This window comes from Actinoplanes sp. NPDC048967, from assembly GCF_040649415.1.
Classification (GTDB): Bacteria; Actinomycetota; Actinomycetes; order Mycobacteriales; family Micromonosporaceae; genus Actinoplanes.
This window is the reverse complement of the sequence record NZ_JBEZFL010000001.1, coordinates 1,025,398-1,044,459: the sequence shown is the minus strand read 5'-3', so window position 1 is coordinate 1,044,459 and position 19,062 is coordinate 1,025,398. Positions and strand designations below refer to the sequence as shown.

Below are 19,062 nucleotides of genomic sequence, written 5' to 3'. Positions count from 1 at the left end.
CCTGCGGATCCCGCGACACCCGGCGGCGCGACAGGACGGATTACCGTGCAGCGATCGGGTACACCCGGACCCGATGCGAACCGAAGGGAAGTGCGGGCATGAAGGTGTGCGTCGTAGGAACCGGCTACGTGGGTCTCACCACCGGCGTCAGCCTGGCGTTTCTCGGGCACGACGTCACCTGCGTGGACCTCGACCAGGCCAAGGTCGACCTGCTCAGCGGGGGCCGCTCGCCGATCTACGAGCCGCACATGGACGCCCTGCTGGCCGACTCGGCCGAGCGGATGACCTTCACCACCGACTACAGCGCGGCCGTGCCCGGCGCCGACGTGGTGTTCATCGCCGTGCAGACCCCGTCGCTGCCGGACGGCAACCCCGACCTGCAGTACCTGCGCTCGGCCGCGGAGAGCGTGGGGCAGCACATCGACGGCGAGTTCACCGTCGTGATCAACAAATCGACCGTGCCGATCGGCAGCAGCAACTGGGTCGACTCGATCCTGCGCGAGTCGTTCGAGCGCACCCACGAGCGGCGCAGCGACGGTGAGTTCTCGGTCGCGTCGAACCCGGAGTTCCTGCGCCAGGGCGCGGCGATCCAGGACACCCTCTACCCGGACCGGATCGTGGTCGGCTCGGACAACCCGCGCAGCCTCGACGTGCTCAACCGGCTCTACCGCACGATCCTGAACCAGACGTTCACGCCGCCGACCTACCTGCCGCGCCCGGCCGAGCTCGGCGCGGTGCCGATGGTCTCGACCGACCTGGCCTCGGCCGAGCTGATCAAGTACGCCGCCAACGCCTTCCTGGCCCTCAAGATCAGCTTTGCCAACGAGATCGGCCAGCTGGCCGGCAAGGTCGGCGCGGACATCTCCCAGGTCACCCGGGGCATCGGCCTGGACACCCGGATCGGGCCGCGCTTCCTCCAGCCGGGCATCGGCTGGGGCGGCTCCTGCTTCGGCAAGGACACCGCCGCGCTGATCGCCACCAGCGCCGAGTACCACCACGCCATGCCGATCGTCACGGCCGCCCGCGAGGTCAACCAGATGCAGCGCCGGCTGGTCGTGGACCGGCTGCTGGACGAACTGCGCATCCTCAAGGGCCGCAAGATCGGGCTGCTCGGGCTCGCGTTCAAGCCGAACACCGACGACATGCGCGACGCGCCGGCCCTGGACATCGCGCGGATGCTGCTCGACCGCGGCGCCCGGATCCGGCTGCACGACCCGGTCGCCGCCGAGCGGTTCCGCCGCGAGCAGCCCGACCTGGTGCCGTACCTGGCCGGCGAGGTCGAGGAGATCTTCGACGACAGCGACGCGGTCGTGCTGGTCACCGAGTGGTCGGAGTACCTCGACCTGGACTGGGCGAAGTTCGCGTCGCTGATGCGGACCCCGGTCGTGCTGGACGGCCGGCACTGCCTGGACCCGGAGCGCCTGGCCAAGCTCGGCTACCGCTACCTGTCGGTCACCGGCCGCTGATCGGCGGCGCAGGGCAGCTCAGGGCAGGGCGGCGCGCCAGGCCTCGACGAGCGCGGCGTCCACCGGTGCGTCCCAGCGGCCGCCGGGACGCACCGCGCTGCCGGTGTGGAAGGCGTCCACCCCGGCGGCCAGCAGCGGCGCGAGGTGGTGCCGGCGCAGGCCGCCACCGGCCAGCACCCGCGGCGGTGAGGCCGCTTCCGCGGTGAGCGTGGCCAGGCCCTCCTCGACGGTCGCCGGGCTGCCGGCGGTGAGCACACAATCCAGGCCGGGCAGCCCGGCCAGCGCGCGGCGGGCGGCCGGTCGGTCGGTGGTGTGGTCCAGTGCGCGGTGGAACGTCCACCGGCAGCCCTCGATGGCGCCGAGCACCGCCTCGACGGCGGCCAGGTCCACCGCGGCGCGGGCGTCGAGGAAACCCAGGACGAACTCGTCGGCACCGGCGGCGCGCAGGCCGGTGGCCGCCTCGACCAGGGCGCCGGGGTCGCTCAGCGCGTACCCGTCCTCGGCCCGCAGCATGACCCGGACCGGGAGGTCGACCGCCGCCCGGACCGCCGCGAAGGTCGCGACCGGCGGGGTGAGACCCTGCCGGCGCATGTCGGCGACCAGCTCGATCCGGTCGGCGCCGCCGGCCTTCGCCGCCCGCGCGTCCGCGGCGTCCAGCGCGATCACTTCCAAGATCGATTGAGGCACCGCGGCATCGTCGCACATCAGTCTGAACGGGTTGCCCCAGCGGGCACGACCATCGAGCTTCTTCCATCCAAGCCTTGACGGACTCTGAGCAATCTTGTTGAACTGTGTTTACTACTGGGTGGTCCCGCCAAGCGCTTGCCGTATGTCCGAACGCGACGGCCGAGTGCGGATCGGTGCTGCCCGTGTTCTTTCCCACCGAGAGGACCACAGCGCATGACCACACCCCGGACAGCGCGGCGGGCCGTCACCGCCGCCGCCGTCACCCTTCTCGCCATCGGCACCGCGGGTGCCGCCGGCGCCGGCCCCGCCGCAGCCGCCGAACCGCAGTGGCACAAGGGCATCCCGCCGATCGCCACCCCGTGGACCGCCCAGGTCGGCCCGCAGAACGCCCTGCCCGAATACCCCCGCCCGCAACTGGTCCGCAGCAAGTGGCAGAACCTCAACGGCGTCTGGCAGTTCGGCAAGGCGGCGCCCGGCCAGGCCCCGCCGGTCGGCCAGGAGCTGGGGGAGCGGGTGCTGGTGCCGTACCCGATCGAGTCCGCGCTGTCCGGCATCCAGCGCCACGAGGACCGGATGTTCTACCGCCGCACGTTCACCGTGCCCGCCGGCTGGCAGGTCGGGCGGGGGCAGCGGCTGGTGCTGCACTTCGGCGCGGTCGACTACGACGCCAAGGTGTGGGTGAACGGCACCGAGGTGGCCACCCACCGCGGCGGCTACGACAAATTCGACGTGGACGTCACCGCCGCGCTCAAGGGGACCGGCCCGCAGGAGCTCATCGTCTGGGCCGAGGACCTCACCGACGCCACCGGCCAGCCCATCGGCAAGCAGCGCCGGGTCTCCGACCGCGGCATCTTCTACCAGGGCAGCTCGGGCATCTGGCGCACGGTCTGGATGGAGCCGGTCGCCGACTCCAGCATCTCCGGGCTGGTCACCACGCCGGATCTGGCGGCCTCGGCGCTCAAGCTGACCGCCGAGACCGTGCGCGGTGAGGGACTGACGGTCCAGGCCGTCGCCAAGGCCGGCGGCAAGGTGGTCGGCAAGGTCACCGGAGCCACCGGTACGGAGCTGAGCCTGCCCGTCCCCAAGGCCAAGCTGTGGTCGCCCGACAACCCGTACCTGTACGACCTCGAGGTCACGCTGCTGAACGGGCGCCGGACCGTCGACACCGTCAAGTCGTACTTCGGCATGCGGGCCATCGGCACGAAGAAGGGCACCGACGGCAAGCTGCGGATCGCCCTCAACGGCAAGATCCTGTTCAACATGGCCACCCTCGACCAGGGCTTCTGGCCCGACGGCCTGAACACCGCGCCCACCGACGCCGGGCTCAAGTTCGACCTCCAGCAGCACAAGGAGATGGGCTTCAACGCCGTCCGCAAGCACATCAAGGTCGAGCCCGACCGCTGGTTCTACTGGGCCGACAAGCTGGGCCTGCTGGTCTGGCAGGACATGCCGGCGGCCAACACCGGCCCGATCCCGCCGGAGTGGCGCGACCAGTTCGAGGCCGAGCTGCACGAGATGGTCCGCGAGCACCGCAGCTGGACCTCGGTGATCGCCTGGGTGCCGTTCAACGAGGGCTGGGGCGAGTGGGACCGCACCGCCACCGGCCGCATCGCCGACGACGTCAAGAAGCAGGACCCGAGCCGGCTGGTCAACGCGCACAGCGGCGTGAACTGCTGCAACTCCAAGGGCGACTCCGGCCGCGGCGACGTCATCGACTTCCACCAGTACCTCGGCCCGGCCTCCCCGGCGCCGGACGACGACCGGGTGTCGATCGACGGCGAGCACGGCGGTTTCGGGCTGAAGACCTCCAACCACATGTGGTTCGGCGACGGTCAGGCGTACGAGATGGAGCCGGACTCGGCCACGCTGACCCGCAAGTACGTCGAGAACCAGCGGGCCGTGCTCACCTCGGCGCGCTCGTGCGGGATCAGCGCCGCGATCTACACCCAGATCACCGACGTCGAGGGGGAGCTCAACGGCTTCTGGACCTACGACCGGCAGGTCGCCAAGATGGACTTCCGGCAGGTCCGCGCGATCAACCGGGAGATCATCGCCAAGGCCGACGGCACCCCGGGTGACACCCCGCAGCCTGCGCCGGGCACGCCCGGGCTGACCGGCGTCGCGTTCTACCCGCTGGACGGCAACGCCGAGGACGCCGCGGGCGACCACGACGCCACTCTGGTCGGTGGCCCCGGCTATGTGGACGCCAAGAAGGGTCAGGGCGTCGAGCTCAACGGCTCCAGCCAGTTCATCGACACCGGTGCGTCGGTGCTCGACACCGCGTCGGACTACACCGCCTCCGCGTGGGTGAAGCTCGACAAGGCCGACGGCGCGTTCCAGACCATCGTCAGCCAGGACGGCGCGAGCGTCAGCGACTTCTTCCTGCAGTACTCCGGGGCCGACCAGCGGTTCGCGATGAGCTTCGCGGGCGTCCGGGCGCTCGGACCGGTCAAGCCGGAGGTCGGCCGCTGGTACCACCTGACCGGAGTCCGCGACACCGTACGCGGTGAGCTGCGGCTCTACGTCGACGGTGAGCTCGCCGGCCGGGTCGGGGCCTGCCTGCCGCAGGCGGCGCCCACCGGCAACACGGTGATCGGCCGCGGCAAGTACGGCGGCAACCCGGTCGACTACCTGGACGGCACCGTCGACCAGGTGCACCTGTACGACCGGGCCCTGTCCGCGGCGGAGATCAAGGAGCTCTACGCCTCGGGCAACTAGCGACAGTGCCGGCGGCGGGCTCCCACGGGAGCCCGCCGCCTGTTATCCGGTCCAGGGATCGGCCGGCCGGCACGGGCCCGGTCCGTCGTAGATCACCTTGCCGGCCGGGTCGGTGTAGCAGTGCGGGAACTGGCCGAGGTAATCCAGCAGTCGCCGCCGGTCGATCTCCCGGCCGGTCGCGTCGTAACTGACCAGCTCCGCGTCCTCGCCCACGTCGTCCGTGCGGGAGATCAGCCCGAACGCCCCGCCGTGCAGCCGGGCCGTCGTGGTCCGTCCGTTGCCGTGCTCGAGGATCAGGCGGGCGACCCGGGCGCTCACCCGTCCCAGCACCGAGACCGAGCCGCCATCAACGTCCGTCGAGGACAGGCTCAGGCGCTGGACCGGGCCCGGCAGCCAGCCGCGGTGCGGCCAGGCCTCGCCGCCGACGCTGCCCGACGACAGCCGGCCGGACTTCAGCTGCAGCTCGCACGCCATGTACCCGGTCCGGTTGAGGAACAGCACCTGGATCCACGAGCCCCGCCGGGCCGCGATCGCGACGTCCGCCGCGGACACGGGCACGAACTCGGGCTCCGGCGCCCCGTCGTGGCGCGGTGCCATCAACTCCAGGCAGCGCTGCACGGACCGGCGCAGCGACAGATCCAGCTCGCCCGGACTCATCGCCAGGATGCGGGTGCGGTCCTCCTGCCGTACCTCCAGGGTCACGGCGACGGCCGCGACCAGGGTGAGCACCGCCGCGGCCGTGACCAGCAGCCGCCGGGAGATCCGCGGGCGCGGGCCGCGGGCCGCCGCGAGCAGCTCCGCGCGCATCCGCGCGGCCCGGGCCGGCGGCAGGTCGCGCTCGGCCGGGGGTTCGATCAGGTCGGTCATCGCTGGTCCTCCTTGACTGCGGGGCCGAGCAGGGCGGCGAGCCGGGCCCTGGCCCGGCTCACCCGGGAGCGGACCGCGACCTCGGTGACGCCCAGGGCGGCGGCGGCCTCGGCGTAACCGACGCCGGACCACAGGCACAGCGCGACGGCCTCGCGTTCCGCCCGCGGCAGCCGCCGCACGGCGGCGAGGATCCGGCCCATCGCGCGCTCGTCGTCGAGCCGGCCGGCGACGTCGTCGGCCGGATCGGGATCGTGCTCCACCGGTACGCGCCCGAGCAGCGCCCGCCGCCGCCGGGCCGAGCGCCACTCGGTCCGCACGTGGTTGCCGGCCACCACCAGCAGCCATGGCAGGACCGTCCCGTGGGTGAGCCGGACCGACCCGCGTCTGCGCCACGCGACCACGAACGTCGCCTGGGTGACGTCCTCGGCGACACTCCACGAGCCGCTGAGCCGGAACGCGTGGTTGTAGACGGCCCGCGAGTGCCGGTCGAACAGCGTCCCGAAGGCGGCCTCGTCGCCGGCGGCCACCGCGGCCCAGAGGTCCTGGTCGGTCGGCCCGGTCTGCGTCATCACATCCTGCTGTGTCCGGCGGGCCGCTATTTGTTGCAGCAATTTTCCCGCGGGTCGATGATGAGCCTCGATAGATCATCACCAGGTCAGGGAGGCGCCGCATGCTGTCCGCGCTCGACCGTCAACACTCCGTGGCGCCGCCCGGGTTCAGCCGCTGGCTGATCCCACCGGCCGCGCTCTCCGTGCACCTGTGCATCGGCCAGGTGTACGCGACCAGCGTCTACAAGAATTCGTTCGTCGCCCACTTCGACGCCAGTGCGACGTCGGTGGGCATCATCTTCAGTATCGCCATCGTCATGCTCGGCCTGTCCGCGGCCGTCGGCGGCACCTGGGTCGAGGCGAACGGCCCGCGCAAGGCGATGTTCGTCTCGGCCTGCTTCTGGGCCGCCGGCTTCCTCGTCGGCGCGCTCGGCATCAGCACGAAACAGCTGTGGCTGGTCTACCTCGGGTACGGCTTCCTCGGCGGCATCGGGCTCGGCATCGGCTACATCTCGCCGGTCTCGACGCTGATCAAGTGGTTCCCGGACCGTCCCGGCCTGGCCACCGGCCTGGCCATCATGGGCTTCGGCGGTGGCGCGCTGATCGCCAGCCCGCTGTCGCGGCAGTTGCTGTCGTTCTACGACTCCGGTTACGACCCGAACGTGTCGACCTCGGTGGCCGGCGGTGGTGCGCTCGTGGCGCTGTTCCTGACCCTGGGCATCGGCTACTTCGTGGTGATGATGTTCGGCGTCGTGAACATGCGCGTACCGGCCGAGGGCTGGGTGCCCGACGGCTGGGATCCGGCCTCGGTCAAGGAGAAGCCGCTGGTCACCACGGCCAGCGTGTCGGCGGCCAACTCGATCCGGACCCGGGCCTTCTGGCTGCTCTGGATCGTGCTGTTCTGCAACGTGACGGCCGGCATCGGCATCCTGGAGCAGGCCAGCCCGATGATCCAGGACTTCTTCCGGGACTCCGGCGGCAAGTCCGCGGTCGCCGTGGCCGCGGCGGCCGGCTTCGTCGGGGTGCTCTCGCTGTTCAACATGGCCGGCCGCTTCGTCTGGTCGTCGACCTCCGACCTCATCGGGCGCAAGCGGATCTACATGGTCTATCTGGGCGTCGGCATGATCCTGTACGCGCTGCTGGCCTCGGTCGGGCACGTCGCCGTGGGCCTGTTCGTGCTGCTGGCCGGCGTGATCCTGTCGTTCTACGGCGGCGGTTTCGCCACGGTGCCGGCCTACCTGCGGGACCTGTTCGGCACCTACCAGGTCGGCGCCATCCACGGCCGGTTGCTGACCGCCTGGTCGGCCGCCGGTGTGGCCGGCCCGCTGATCGTCAACGGCTTCCTGGACGCCCAGGGCAAGCCGGGCACGCTGACGGCGTCGGCGTACCAGCCGGCGCTGTTCACCATGGTCGGGGTGCTGGCCGTCGGCTTCATCGCCAACCTGCTGGTGCAGCCCGTGCCGGAGCGGTTCCACGAGCCGCGCAGCGAGGAGAAGGAGGCGGTGGCATGAAGACGTCGACCGTACGGCTGGCCCTGTCCTGGGCGCTGGTCGTGGTGCTGCTGGGCTACGGCGTGATCCAGACGGCGATCACCGCGGCGAAGCTGTTCCAGTAGGGAGCACGGGTGGCCGCCGCCGCGCGGCGGTCACCCACCGGCGGTCCAGGACCGGTTCCACGGCCAGGGCCGCGATGACCGCCGCCGTGGCCGCGGCGAGCACTGTGCAGCCGGCACCGGCCCGGGCGGCGAGCACAACGCCGCCCACCGCGACGAACGGCCGGGCGAAGGTGAACGGGCCGAGGATGACCGCGCTGGCCAGAAACCTGCGGCGCCAGCCCAGCACGGCGTAACCAGCCAGGGCGGCCAGCACGGTGGCCCCGAACGGCAGATAGAGCGCGAGCATCGCCCGGCCCGCCACCACGTAGTCGTCCCATCGCGGCGGGTGGGCGAGCACGTCGGCCAGCACGACCGCGGCCACCGGGCTGAGCAGCAGCGCCGCCGTGGCCAGGCCGCGCAGGTGCGCCCGGACGTCCTCGCGGCGGTGCCGGATCAGGCCGGTGCGCCCGCACGAGGACCGGAAGCCGGCGAACGCGCCGTCCAGTGCGGCGAGCACGACCAGTGCGACCGGCACCCACCACCCCGGGGTCACGGCGCTGTTCCGGTGACCGGCCGCAGCACCTGCGACAGGCGCGGCCACCAGCGCGGTCCGTCGGCGCAGACCGGCCGGTGGTCCGGTGCGCCGGCCCGGGCCGCGGCCAGCAGCACGGACGCCGGATGAGCGCGCCGGGCCGACAGCACACCGTCGTGGCGGGACACCGGCTCGCGCATCCGGGCCCGGTGGAAGATCCACGCGCCGGCCGTCGTCCAGGGGCCGGGGTCGATGTCCCAGTGTGCGAATGCTGCGACTCGGAGGTCGCGCTGGGCGGCGAAAAAACCCGGCAATGCGGTCGCCGGCAGGTGGTGCAGCAGGCCCGAGGAGATGACGACGGTGGTCATGCCGTCGTCCCCGGCAACCCCGGGGGCGAGCGCGTCGCCGGCGATGAACCGGCAGTGCAGACCCTCGGCGGCGGCCAGCTCGGCGGCCCGGGCGACCAGTGCCCGGTTGAGGTCGACACCCACCAGGTCGGCGCCCGGGCCCAGCGCGTCGTACGCCGCCAGCCAGCGCACCACGTGCCCCAGCCCGCACCCCACGTCGACCACCCGGATCGGCTCCCCAGGCCGCGTGGCGCGCCACCGCAGCAGCCACTCGGCGATCCGGCGGGGCAGTTGCAGCTCCTCGCCCAGCCGCTGAAGTTCACAGTGCACCCGGATCTGCAACGCGTCGATCTCCTCGGCGATCAGGACGCCGTCGTGGACCGGCAGCCGCCGCGCCAGCCGGGCCGCCCGATTCTGCCCACCGGCTCTGAGCTGGGCGATCATCGCGTCCAGGCGGACCGGTAGGCGGGCGCCGGAGACCGGGTCGGTGGCCACCATCAGGTCCGTCAGCTCATCCACGGAGATCATCATCGGCAACGCTCCGGGAAATCCACAAAAAGTTTCGCGGCCATTACGTATTGATGTCATGGGAGCGCTCCCATAGTGTGGGCCTCACGCGGTGGTCAGCGACAGCGATCGATCCCCGCGCCGGAAGTTCGTTCCCCTCGGCACGCCTGCCCCGGGCGTCGCCATGTCTTCCAGGAGCGCTTGCGCATGAGTCCACGTCCCCACTCGCTGGTGCGAGGCCTGACGGCCGCCACCGCGATCACCCTCCTCACCGGCGCCGGCATAGCCGTCGCGGCGCAGCAGGCCAGCGCCGCCGCGGGTTGCCGGGTCACCTACTCGGTAAATCAGTGGAGCACGGGCTTCACCGGCAATGTCTCGGTGACCAACCTCGGCGACCCGATCTCCGGCGGCTGGAACCTGACCTGGGACTTCGCGGGCAACCAGCGGATCACCCAGGGGTGGAGCGCCACCATCACCCAGAGCGGGCAGCGGGTCACCGCGGCCAGCCCGTCCTGGGCCGGCAGCCTGGGCTCGAACGCGTCGGCGACATTCGGCTTCAACGCCGACTACTCCGGCACGAACGCGACCCCGGCCTCGTTCTCGCTCAACGGCACCGCCTGCACGGGCAACCCGACCACCCCGGGCAGCCCGTCGGCCACTCCGTCGACGCCGGGCAGCCCGTCCGCGACCCCGTCGACGCCGACCAGCCCCAGCACCCCGCCGCCGCCCGGCACCAAGGTCGACAACCCGTACGCGGGGGCCAAGGGCTACGTGAACCCGGAGTGGAAGGCCAAGGCCGACGCCGAGCCCGGTGGCAGCCGCGTCTCCAGCAACCCGACCGCCGTCTGGCTGGACCGCATCGCGGCCATCGAGGGCACCGCGGACAGCAGCTCCAACGGCGCCATGGGCCTGCGCGACCATCTGGACGAGGCACTGGCCCAGGGCGCCGGCTACATCCAGTTCGTCATCTACAACCTGCCCGGCCGGGACTGCTCGGCGCTCGCCTCCAACGGTGAGCTCGGCGTCAACGACCTGCCGAAGTACAAGAGCGACTACATCGACCCGATCGCGGCGATCCAGTCCGACCCGAAGTACGCGAGCCTGCGGATCATCGACATCATCGAGATCGACTCGCTGCCCAACCTGGTGACCAACACCAACGTCGCGACCTGCGCCACCATGAAGTCCAACGGTGGTTACGTGCAGGGCGTCGGCTACGCGCTGAACAAGCTCGGCGCGATCGGCAACGTCTACAACTACGTGGACGCCGCGCACCACGGCTGGATCGGCTGGGACACCAACTCCGGCCCGACCGCGCAGATCCTGCTCGAGGCCGCCCGCGCCTCCGGCAACGTCAACAACGTCACCGGCTTCATCGTCAACACGGCGAACTACTCGGCCCTGCGTGAGCCGTTCTTCCAGGCCAACTCGACGGTGGGCGGCCAGTCCGTGCGCCAGTCGAAGTGGGTCGACTGGAACTTCTACGTCGACGAGCTGAGCTTCGCCCAGGCGTTCCGCCAGCAGCTGGTCTCGGCCGGTTTCAACTCGAACATCGGCATGCTGATCGACACCTCCCGCAACGGCTGGGGCGGCGCCAACCGGCCCGCCGCGGCGAGCACGTCCACCGACGTGAACACCTTCGTCAACCAGTCGCGCATCGACCGCCGGATCCACGCCGGCAACTGGTGCAACCAGTCCGGTGCCGGTCTGGGCGAGCGCCCGAAGGCGGCCCCGGAGACGGGCATCGACGCCTACGTCTGGGTCAAGCCCCCGGGCGAGTCGGACGGCTCCAGCTCTCTGATCCCGAACAACGAGGGCAAGGGCTTCGACCGGATGTGCGACCCGACCTACACCGGTAACGAGCGCAACGGCAACAGCATGACGGGCGCCCTGTCCGGCGCTCCGATCTCCGGCGCGTGGTTCTCCGCTCAGTTCCGTGAGCTGATGGCCAACGCGTACCCCGCACTCTGACCCTCTCCCAACACGGACGGCCCGGTTGTCACAACCGGGCCGTCCGGCTCGTCCTGGGGTCATGACAGCGAAAGTGCGCCGTACGCTCCTGCTCCTGCAAGCCGCCACCGCTCTGTTCGTGGGGGCCTGGGCGGCCGCGGCGCCGGCCTTCTGGTGGCGGTCCTTCCCCGGCGCCGGCCACCACTGGCTGCCGATGCTCGGCACCTACAACGAACACCTGGCCCGCGACGTCGGCGCCCTCTACCTGGCCCTGGCGGTGATCACCCTGGGCGCGGCGGCCCGGCCCGCCGACGACTTCCTGGTCCGGCTGACCGCGCTGGCCTGGCTCGCCTTCTCCGTGCCGCACCTGATCTACCACCTCGGCCACCTCGCCCACTACGCCCCGATCGACCAGGTCGGCAACGTGGTGACCCTGAGCCTGGTGACCCTCGTGCCGGCCGTGTTGCTGGCCCCCCGCCGAGCACCCCGCGGGGCTAGCGTGTCCCGGTGACGACCGACAGATGGGCGAACTGGCTGCTGCGGCACCGCGACGGCGGCTCGGCCGGCCTGCGTTCCCAGTTCGCCCCCCGGCTGACCGCCTACCGCGACGGCGTCCTGGACCGCGCGGCGATCGCCCCCGGGGACACGGTCCTCGACGTCGGCACCGGCACCGGGCTGATCGGCCTCGGCGCCCTCGACCGGGTCGGACCGGCCGGCCGGGTCGTCTTCAGCGACATCTCCGAGGCCCTGCTGGACGAATGCCGCCGGCAGGCCGACCCGGCCCGCTCATCGTTCGTACGGGCGGCCGCCGACGACCTGAGCCCGATCCCGGACGCCTCGGTGGACGTGGTGACGACCCGGTCGGTGCTGATCTACGTGACCCGCAAGCCGGCGGCCTTCGCCGAGCTGCACCGGGTGCTACGCCCCGGCGGCCGGCTGTCCGTCTTCGAGCCGATCAACAACTTCCCGGCCCGGATGGGCCGCGACACCCTCCTCGGCCTGGACCCGGCACCGATCGCCGAGCTGATCGACAAGATCCGCACGGCCTACCTGACGGCCGCGCCGGCCACCGTCGCCATGCTCGACTTCGACGAGCGGGACCTGGTGCGCTGGGCGGCGGAGGCGGGCTTCGCCGGGGTACGGCTGGACTACCACGCGGAGGTCGACATGCCGGGCCCGCCGATCGAGGACTGGCCCGCCGTCCGCCGCACGGCGCCGAATCCGTTGGTGCCGACCTACGGCGAGGTGCTCGACTCGGTGCTGACCCCGGCCGAGCGGGATCGCTTCGACGCGCACGTCCGGTCGCTGGCCGACGTCCCGACCCGGCACACGGCGGCCACGGCCTACCTGAGCGCGACCCGGGCCTGACCCGCCCGCCCCGGCGGGACGAATAGCACTTTCGGGGTGTCCGGCGCGATTCGGTGTGATTCGCTGAGCCGCATGTGGATCTTCACCCGGCGGCTCGCCGGGGTCGTCGCGGCGGCTGCCCTGGTACCACTGTGGCCCGCGGCCGGGGCGGAAGCCGACCCCGGACCGGACGCCGTCCGTGCGGCCCAGGCCGAGGTGCTCCGGCTGGCCGGCCTGGCCCTCCGCCCGCTGCCCGGGCCGCTCACCGGCTCGCCGGCAGCACGCAGCGTGGGTCCGCGCGGCGAGCGGGCGGTCGGCCCGAGGGGTGGGTCCGCGGTTGCTGCGCAGGACGAGCGGGCGGTTGGTCCGAGGGGTGGGTCCGCGGTTGCTGCGCAGGACGAGCGGGCGGTCGGCTCGGAGGCCGGCTCGGCGGCCGGCAAGGAGGCCGGCAAGGGGACCGGCTCGGCGGGTGAGCCAGAGGCCGGCTCATCGAGTGAGTCGCCGGTCGATCCAGCGGTCGGGGCGGTGACCGGCTGGGCTCCCGGCCCGTCCGCCGCCGAGGCCGGCCCCGGCGCCGGCCTCACCGCCGTCGGCGGCCGGCACACCTGTGCCGTCGTGCAGTACTCCGATCTCTGGTGCTGGGGCGGCAACGACCACGGCCAGCTCGGCGACGGCACCACCCGCGACTCCGCCCGGCCGGTGCGGGTCACCGCGTCCGGCAAGCTGACCGAGGCCGCCCGCATCCTCGCTGTGCATTCCGGCCGGGTGCACACGTGCGCCCTCACCCTGGAGTACGCCGCCATGGGCCTGGTCGTCTACTGCTGGGGCGGCAACGACGAGGGCCAGCTGGGCGACGGCAGTTTCGCCGACCGGCCCCGGCCCGCGCAGGTCGCCGGGAACGCCGTGCAGGTCGTCACCGGGGCCGAGCACACCTGCGTGCTCGATATCGAGCTGACCGTCTCCTGCTGGGGGCGTAACGACGCCGGCCAGCTCGGCTTCGGCACCCTCGGCACCAGTGAGGCCAATCCGCAGCAGGTACCCGGCCTGACCGGGGTCATCGATCTGGCCGCCGGGGAGGAGAGCACCTGCGCGCTGGAGCAGAGTGGCAAGGTCTGGTGCTGGGGTTCCGACTCGGACGGTCAGCTCGGGGACGGCGGCGGCGCCGGTGACCCCGCGCCGAGTCCGGTTGCGGTCGGCGGCGGGCCGTACACGGAGATCAGTGTCGGGCGGCGGCATGCCTGCGCGCTCGGGCCGAAGGGGGCCGCCTACTGCTGGGGCGCCGGTGACCGTGGGCAGCTCGGCCGGGGTGGTGATCGCTCGGCACCGCGACGGGCCGGCTCGCGGGTCTATTCCGGTCTGCGGGCCGGTGGGGATTCCACCTGCGGGCTCACCGGTGGCGGGGCCGCGTACTGCTGGGGCGCCAATGATCATGGGCAGCTGGCGGTCGGTGGCAGCACCGACCGGGCTTCGGCGGCGCCGGTGGACCGTAGTGGGATCCGGACGTCGACGTTGGTGCGGCTGTTGCTCGGGCGTCCCGCTCCGATCGTCACCGATCTGTCGGTCGGGGCCGATCGCAGTTGTGCCGTGGACGTCTCGCAGGCCGTCTACTGCACCCGTGAAGGTGTGCTCCGGGCCGTACCGCTGGCTCCGGGTGCTGTCACCGGGGTGCGGGCCTTGGCCCGGCCCGGTGGTCTGCAGGTCAGCTGGGCCGCGCCGGCCGCGCCGGGGGCCGACCGGATCGCGGCGTACGTCGCCGTCGCGTTCACCGGCCGGACCCTCGACGGTGGCCGGTCCTGCACCGCCCGGCCCGCCCGGACCTGCACCGTCACCGGCCTGACCGGCGGCCGGCGGTACACCGTGGTGGTCGCCGCGGTCAGCCACGGCGGGGTCTCCTTCAGCGCTCTGGGGCACGGCACGCCGCAGGCCGCCGGGGCGGGGTTGCCGGTCACCGGGCCGGGCCCGCTCGCCGCGGCCGGGGTCGTCCTGCTCGCCGCCGGCTGGACAGTGCGCAGGGCCGGTCGTTCGGTAGGCTGCCGCCACCGGATCCCAGGTGCGGTGGTGACCGGGCCCGGCGGCGACGACGCGACGGCGCGGTGATCCGGGCCGGGACAGGAGCGACGGATGGCGGAGATCGGCCTGCGCGCGGTGCGCGACGACGATCTGGACCTGATCTACGACCAGATGCGTGATCCCGTCGCGGTGCGGATGGCCGCGTTCACCGCCGACGATCCCGACGACCGGGCCGCCTTCGACGCGCACTTCACCCGGATTCGCACCGATCCGGAGATCCTGCTGTTCGCGATCACCGTCGACGGCGGCCTGGCCGGCACGGTGGCCAGTTTCCCGGTCGGTGACGACACCGAGATCACGTACTGGCTGGACCGGGCCCGGTGGGGGCAGGGCATCGCCACCCGGGCCGTGGAGCTGCTGCTCGACCTGGTGCCGGTGCGGCCGATCACGGCCCGGGCGGCCAGCGACAACGCCGGCTCGCTGGCGGTGCTGCGCAAGGTGGGCTTCCGGCCGGTCGGCAAGGAGGTCGCGTACGCGACCGCCCGCGGCGCGGAGATCGAGGAGACGGTCCTGCGCCTCGACGAGCCCTGACCGAGAGATGCCGGTGCACCGCCGCGTCGGCGGGGCACCGGCATCCGGCCCCTCGGAAAGGTCAGTGTTTGGCGGCGGTCAGCTCTTCTTGAAGAAGCGGTAGACCGCCTGGTACGACACCGAGGCTGTCGCGCCGGTGGTGCAGGCCGTGGCCGGGGCGACGCCGCCGACCGTGGCCAGGCGCTGGATGAAGGTGACGTCGCCGAAGACGCCGGGGCCGCGGCTGGCCTTGGCGGTGATGAGCAGCTGCGGGATGCTGTTCGGGGTCGCCGACGGGGCCGAGACCGGACCGGTGCCCTCGACCAGCGAGCCGTCGTCGGGCGACTGCCAGCTCGGGCCGCGATAGTGCAGCGCGGAGGCCATCTTGACCGGGTTCAGAGCGATGCCGGTCAGCGACGCGGCCGGCTCGATCAGGGTCCACTTGGTGTCCGTACAGCCGTAGATCTGCACGCCCTTGGCCCGGAAGACCGAGGTCAGGGTGTTGCCCGTCGGCGGGACGAGGTTGGCCGGCACGGTGGTGGCGCCGCCGAGGAAACGGTCCGCCGCGCTCGCCGCGGAGACGGGGGCGGGCTTGTCGTCGGCGAAGGAGACACCGGCGGAGATTCCGACGAGCGCCAGAGCGGCCGCGCCGACCCCGGCCGAGATACGGACAGACTTGGTCTTCAAGGATCCTCCACAGTAGGGCGTAGCGCCCGACCCACCCTAGGGCTACTGTCCGCGACGGTGTCTTAACTGCGGTTGAAGTCTTCCGCAGGTTTACCCCAGAAAGTTGTGGAGGAAGATCAGTTGGTGGGGTAGAAGCCGGTCGGCAGTTCGGTGCCGTGTTTCGGCGCCCGGCCCCGCATGCGCAGCCGCAGCAGCAGGCCGACCCCGAGGAAGACCAGGATCCCGCCGACGATCAGGCCGGCCCCCAGCAGGCTGGGGGTGCCACTGTCGCTGCCGGTCGGCACCGCGGCGACGTCCACGTCCGGGTCGGTGGGTTCCGGCTCGGCGGTGGCCTCGTCGCCCGCCTCTTCCGCTTCGGCTGACTCGCTCGGTGACGGGCTGGCCGAGGGGCTGGGCGACTCGCTCTCCTCCGGTTCCTCCCGCTCGCCCTTGACCTCGCTGCGCGAGCTCGTCTCCTGCAGCAGGGTGCGGCCCGCGTTGAAGGCCTGCGCGCGGAAGGTGACCCGGCCGGGCTCGGCCTCGTCGTCGAAGGCGATCTGGTAGCGGGCGGTCACCGTACGGCCCCGGCAGAGCAGGCCCGGGTCGAGCTGCACGTCGGTGATCCGGGCGGTGCCGGCGGCCACGTTCTGCACCTGTACGGGGAAGTCGCCGTCCTCGTCGCGGGCCACCTCCACCTCGTCCAGGCCCGGCCCGTCCACCTCGAGCAGCAGCGACCAGCGCACCTTCACACACCGGTTCCGCTCGCTGGTGGCGACCACGGTGACCTGTCGCGCGCCGGCCCCGGCGGTGAAGGTGCGGGGCAGCTCGGTGATCTCGACCTGGAAGCCCGGCTCGACCGCGGAGGCCCGGCCGGGCATGATCAGGGTCGCGGCCGTGGCGGCCAGGAGGGCGCACAGCAGAGCAGCGCGATGCCGCACAGCAATCATCTCCTCACGCTATGGCGTCAACTTGCACGCACGTGAGGTAGTTCGGCGGGGCCGGGCGAAAGGTTCACCCCGGACCGGTGATTCCCACCTCGATAACACTTTATTTTTGTCTCAGCCTCGGGTTTCCGGGCAGTGTCCTGCCTGGTCAGAGCACTTCCGGGCGAGATCGCTAGCATGCTCGCGCAAACTTCGCCGCAAAGAACTTCCCGAACGTTCATCCGAACCCCGGCCGCACACGTAGATGGGGGAGGGCAGGAGACCGGCTTTCACTCAGGGTGAGGAAGGGCAGGCCGCCGGTAGACCGGCCCGACAGTAACGAGCGCGGGGCACCCCCCACGGATGCCGGCGTCCCGACCGCCCAGGACGGACGCCGTACCGCTGCGGAGAACGAGGAGTTATGGCCCGGACGAAGATGAACCAGCGATCCGCCAGTCGTGTGGACGTCCCGATGAGCGCTACCGGCGGCCGGACACCGCCGTCGATGATCACCTACGCGGTGCTCGGCGTCTCCGTCCTCGCCGCGCTCTGGGCCGCCGCGATGCTGACCCGCGCCGGTCAGAAGGCATACGTGTACGTCTTCGCGTACACCGAGTTCTACGTGGGTGTCGTCTCGCTCGTCTCGCTCTCGATCACCATCATGGTGGGACTGGTCGCCACCGACCGGCTGGTCCTGTCGATCCGCCAGCGGGTGCTGCTGCAGTCCGCGCACCGCACCACCGGCGTGATCGCGGTCGTGGCCCTCTTCTTCCACGTGTGGACGAAGGTGGCGATGAACTACATCAGCGTGGTCGACGTTTTCGTCCCGTTCCTGGCGCCGTACAAGACGATGCTCATCGGCTTCGGCACCCTCTCCGGTTACATCATGGTGATGGTGATGTGGACCGGTATCGCCCGGTCCCGCTTCGTCGGCAAGGGCAAGCCCTGGATGTGGCGGGGCATCCACGCGATCTCGTACCTGATGTGGCCGATCGCCCTGCTGCACGGCCTCGGCGCCGGGCGCGCGGCCAAGCCGTGGGTCATCGTCTCCTACATCATCTGCATCCTGCTGGTGCTGGTCGGCCTGGCCGTGCGCCTCTCGGTGCGGCTGAACCGCCGCAAGGACTTCGCGTCGCAGGCCGGCACCGGCACCGGCAAGATCCAGCCGGTCGGCAAGCTGGTCCCGACGACGACCCCGAGCGTCAAGGGCCGGGGCAAGAGCCGCCGCGACGACGCGGTCGTCGTCGACGGTTCCGCCGCCCTGGCGACCTGGTCGCCGGCCGCCCGGGCGACCGGCGCGCCGCCGCTGACCGAGACCGCCGCCAAGCCCGTCAGTGCCCCCGCGAGCGCGCCGACCAGCGTGCCGCCGGAGCCGGCGCGCCGGCCGCGCCGCGGCGTCGACGACGAGGAGCGGGTCCGCCGCCGCCGTGACTTCGACGACGCCCCCACCCAGCGGTGGGAGTTCGAGGAGGACGACCTGCCGGCGCCGCGCTCGCGCGGCTATGCCGAGGAGGACGCCCCGGCGCCCCGTCAGCGCCGCGCCGCCGAGCGCTTCGACGAGCCGACCAGCGCCATGTCGCGCCGGGCGCTCGACGAGGGGCTGCGCGGCTACGCCGACGAGGACGAGGTGCCCGCGCCGCGCGGCCGCCGGCGGGCGGCCGGTGACCCGTACGCCGAGGAGCCCCCGGCCCGCTCGCGCCGCTACGCCGGCACCGAGTTCGAGGACGAGGCCCCGGCGCGGTCCCGGCGCTACGCCGGCACCGAGTTCGAGGACGAGGCCCCGGTCCGCGGCCGGCGTTACGCCGACGAGGACGAGATGCCCGCGCCGCGTTCCCGGCGCGTCGTCGAGGAGGAAGCGCCGCGCTCCCGGCGTTACGCCGACGACGACGACGTCCCGGCACCGCGGCAGCGGCGCTACGTCGAGGACGACCGGTACGAGGAGGCGCCGCCCCCGCGGCGGCGGTCCGCCCGCTACCCGGACGACGAGCCGCCGCGGCCGTCGCGCTCGTCGCGCTACGCCGACGATGGCGAGACTGCGCCCCGGACCCGGCGCGACCGGGGCGCCGACGTCGACAGCGCCGACTCGGGACGACACAGTCGCAGTGAGTTCGTGGACCTGGCCGGGGCGCCGCGCGCCGTGGCCGGTCCGGACCTGGAACCCGACGAGACGCCGACCCTGGTCGACATGGCGTCGCGCCGGGCCCGCCGGGCCACCCAGCAGGAACCCGCCCGGGCAGCGAGCCGGGGGGCTCGCCGCGGCAGCCGGGGCAGAACGGACGAATCGGCTGACGACGTGTACTGGCGTCAGCTGCGAGGGGAAGCACAGTGAC

At 72.3% G+C, this 19,062-nt stretch carries 16 protein-coding genes; 9 read left to right on the top strand and 7 right to left on the bottom strand.

What is annotated here, in order from left to right; translation table 11 throughout:
- The first annotated feature begins 98 nt into the window (after positions 1 to 98).
- Positions 99 to 1,466 (top strand): UDP-glucose/GDP-mannose dehydrogenase family protein, encoded by a 1,368-nt coding sequence (locus AB0C12_RS04900; RefSeq protein ID WP_360544215.1) that lies wholly within the window; start codon positions 99 to 101, stop codon positions 1,464 to 1,466.
- 18 nt (positions 1,467 to 1,484) lie between these two features.
- On the opposite strand, the gene AB0C12_RS04895 is transcribed toward AB0C12_RS04900, so the two are convergent.
- Positions 1,485 to 2,153 (bottom strand): copper homeostasis protein CutC, encoded by a 669-nt coding sequence (locus AB0C12_RS04895; protein WP_360544213.1) that lies wholly within the window; start codon positions 2,151 to 2,153, stop codon positions 1,485 to 1,487.
- A gap of 213 nt (positions 2,154 to 2,366) precedes the next feature.
- Between AB0C12_RS04895 and AB0C12_RS04890 the strand changes: the two genes are divergently transcribed.
- Positions 2,367 to 4,871 carry a LamG-like jellyroll fold domain-containing protein gene (locus tag AB0C12_RS04890; protein WP_360544211.1) on the top strand — a complete coding sequence of 835 codons (2,505 nt, stop codon included), beginning with the start codon at positions 2,367 to 2,369 and terminating at the stop codon, positions 4,869 to 4,871.
- A gap of 42 nt (positions 4,872 to 4,913) precedes the next feature.
- Here the strand turns inward: AB0C12_RS04890 and AB0C12_RS04885 are convergent, their stop codons facing one another.
- A complete protein-coding gene (locus tag AB0C12_RS04885; protein ID WP_360544209.1) occupies positions 4,914 to 5,738 on the bottom strand; it encodes a hypothetical protein in 825 nt (274 codons plus the stop codon).
- Entirely contained in the window at positions 5,735 to 6,310 is a 576-nt protein-coding gene (locus AB0C12_RS04880; protein WP_360544207.1) for an RNA polymerase sigma factor, read from the bottom strand. Before AB0C12_RS04880 ends, AB0C12_RS04885 begins: the two co-directional genes overlap by 4 nt.
- A gap of 98 nt (positions 6,311 to 6,408) precedes the next feature.
- Between AB0C12_RS04880 and AB0C12_RS04875 the strand changes: the two genes are divergently transcribed.
- The gene (locus tag AB0C12_RS04875; protein WP_360544205.1) at positions 6,409 to 7,797 is read left to right on the top strand and encodes an OFA family MFS transporter; all 1,389 of its coding nucleotides are present in this window, start codon (positions 6,409 to 6,411) and stop codon (positions 7,795 to 7,797) included.
- A gap of 78 nt (positions 7,798 to 7,875) precedes the next feature.
- Here AB0C12_RS04875 and AB0C12_RS04870 read toward each other — a convergent pair whose 3' ends face one another.
- The gene (locus AB0C12_RS04870) at positions 7,876 to 8,415 is read right to left on the bottom strand and encodes a hypothetical protein (protein ID WP_360544203.1); all 540 of its coding nucleotides are present in this window, start codon (positions 8,413 to 8,415) and stop codon (positions 7,876 to 7,878) included.
- Between the two features lie 14 nt (positions 8,416 to 8,429).
- On the bottom strand, positions 8,430 to 9,278 hold the full coding sequence (locus AB0C12_RS04865; protein WP_360544201.1) for a methyltransferase domain-containing protein: 849 nt from the start codon (positions 9,276 to 9,278) through the stop codon (positions 8,430 to 8,432).
- Between the two features lie 195 nt (positions 9,279 to 9,473).
- Between AB0C12_RS04865 and AB0C12_RS04860 the strand changes: the two genes are divergently transcribed.
- The 5 genes from AB0C12_RS04860 (at position 9,474) to AB0C12_RS04840 (ending at position 15,164) form a co-directional block, all read left to right on the top strand.
- On the top strand, positions 9,474 to 11,237 hold the full coding sequence (locus AB0C12_RS04860) for a glycoside hydrolase family 6 protein (protein ID WP_360544199.1): 1,764 nt from the start codon (positions 9,474 to 9,476) through the stop codon (positions 11,235 to 11,237).
- Between the two features lie 61 nt (positions 11,238 to 11,298).
- Positions 11,299 to 11,727, top strand: coding sequence for a hypothetical protein (locus tag AB0C12_RS04855; RefSeq protein ID WP_360544197.1), 429 nt, complete (start codon positions 11,299 to 11,301; stop codon positions 11,725 to 11,727).
- On the top strand, positions 11,724 to 12,584 hold the full coding sequence (locus AB0C12_RS04850; RefSeq protein ID WP_360544195.1) for a methyltransferase domain-containing protein: 861 nt from the start codon (positions 11,724 to 11,726) through the stop codon (positions 12,582 to 12,584). Before AB0C12_RS04855 ends, AB0C12_RS04850 begins: the two co-directional genes overlap by 4 nt.
- 72 nt (positions 12,585 to 12,656) lie before the next feature.
- Entirely contained in the window at positions 12,657 to 14,660 is a 2,004-nt protein-coding gene (locus AB0C12_RS04845; protein ID WP_360544194.1) for a fibronectin type III domain-containing protein, read from the top strand.
- Positions 14,661 to 14,684: 24 nt separating this feature from the next.
- A complete protein-coding gene (locus tag AB0C12_RS04840) occupies positions 14,685 to 15,164 on the top strand; it encodes a GNAT family protein (protein ID WP_360544192.1) in 480 nt (159 codons plus the stop codon).
- A 78-nt stretch (positions 15,165 to 15,242) separates the two neighbouring features.
- Here AB0C12_RS04840 and AB0C12_RS04835 read toward each other — a convergent pair whose 3' ends face one another.
- Together AB0C12_RS04835 and AB0C12_RS04830 are read right to left on the bottom strand one after the other, a co-directional pair.
- A complete protein-coding gene (locus tag AB0C12_RS04835) occupies positions 15,243 to 15,830 on the bottom strand; it encodes a DUF3455 domain-containing protein (protein WP_360544190.1) in 588 nt (195 codons plus the stop codon).
- A 116-nt stretch (positions 15,831 to 15,946) separates the two neighbouring features.
- Entirely contained in the window at positions 15,947 to 16,756 is an 810-nt protein-coding gene (locus AB0C12_RS04830; RefSeq protein ID WP_360544188.1) for a hypothetical protein, read from the bottom strand.
- Between the two features lie 448 nt (positions 16,757 to 17,204).
- Here AB0C12_RS04830 and AB0C12_RS04825 point away from each other — a divergent pair, with 448 nt between their 5' ends.
- Positions 17,205 to 19,061: a translation initiation factor III gene (locus tag AB0C12_RS04825; protein WP_360544186.1), complete on the top strand. Its 1,857-nt coding sequence runs from the start codon at positions 17,205 to 17,207 to the stop codon at positions 19,059 to 19,061.
- Position 19,062 lies beyond the last annotated feature (1 nt).

Coding starts and splice junctions, on each gene's coding strand:
- AB0C12_RS04900 (WP_360544215.1), top strand. CDS start 99: ATGAAGGTGTGCGTCGTAGGAACCGGCTACGTGGGTCTCACCACCGGC.
- AB0C12_RS04890 (WP_360544211.1), top strand. CDS start 2,367: ATGACCACACCCCGGACAGCGCGGCGGGCCGTCACCGCCGCCGCCGTC.
- AB0C12_RS04885 (WP_360544209.1), bottom strand. CDS start 5,738: ATGACCGACCTGATCGAACCCCCGGCCGAGCGCGACCTGCCGCCGGCC.
- AB0C12_RS04875 (WP_360544205.1), top strand. CDS start 6,409: ATGCTGTCCGCGCTCGACCGTCAACACTCCGTGGCGCCGCCCGGGTTC.
- AB0C12_RS04860 (WP_360544199.1), top strand. CDS start 9,474: ATGAGTCCACGTCCCCACTCGCTGGTGCGAGGCCTGACGGCCGCCACC.
- AB0C12_RS04855 (WP_360544197.1), top strand. CDS start 11,299: ATGACAGCGAAAGTGCGCCGTACGCTCCTGCTCCTGCAAGCCGCCACC.
- AB0C12_RS04845 (WP_360544194.1), top strand. CDS start 12,657: ATGTGGATCTTCACCCGGCGGCTCGCCGGGGTCGTCGCGGCGGCTGCC.
- AB0C12_RS04840 (WP_360544192.1), top strand. CDS start 14,685: ATGGCGGAGATCGGCCTGCGCGCGGTGCGCGACGACGATCTGGACCTG.
- AB0C12_RS04830 (WP_360544188.1), bottom strand. CDS start 16,756: ATGATTGCTGTGCGGCATCGCGCTGCTCTGCTGTGCGCCCTCCTGGCC.
- AB0C12_RS04825 (WP_360544186.1), top strand. CDS start 17,205: ATGAGCGCTACCGGCGGCCGGACACCGCCGTCGATGATCACCTACGCG.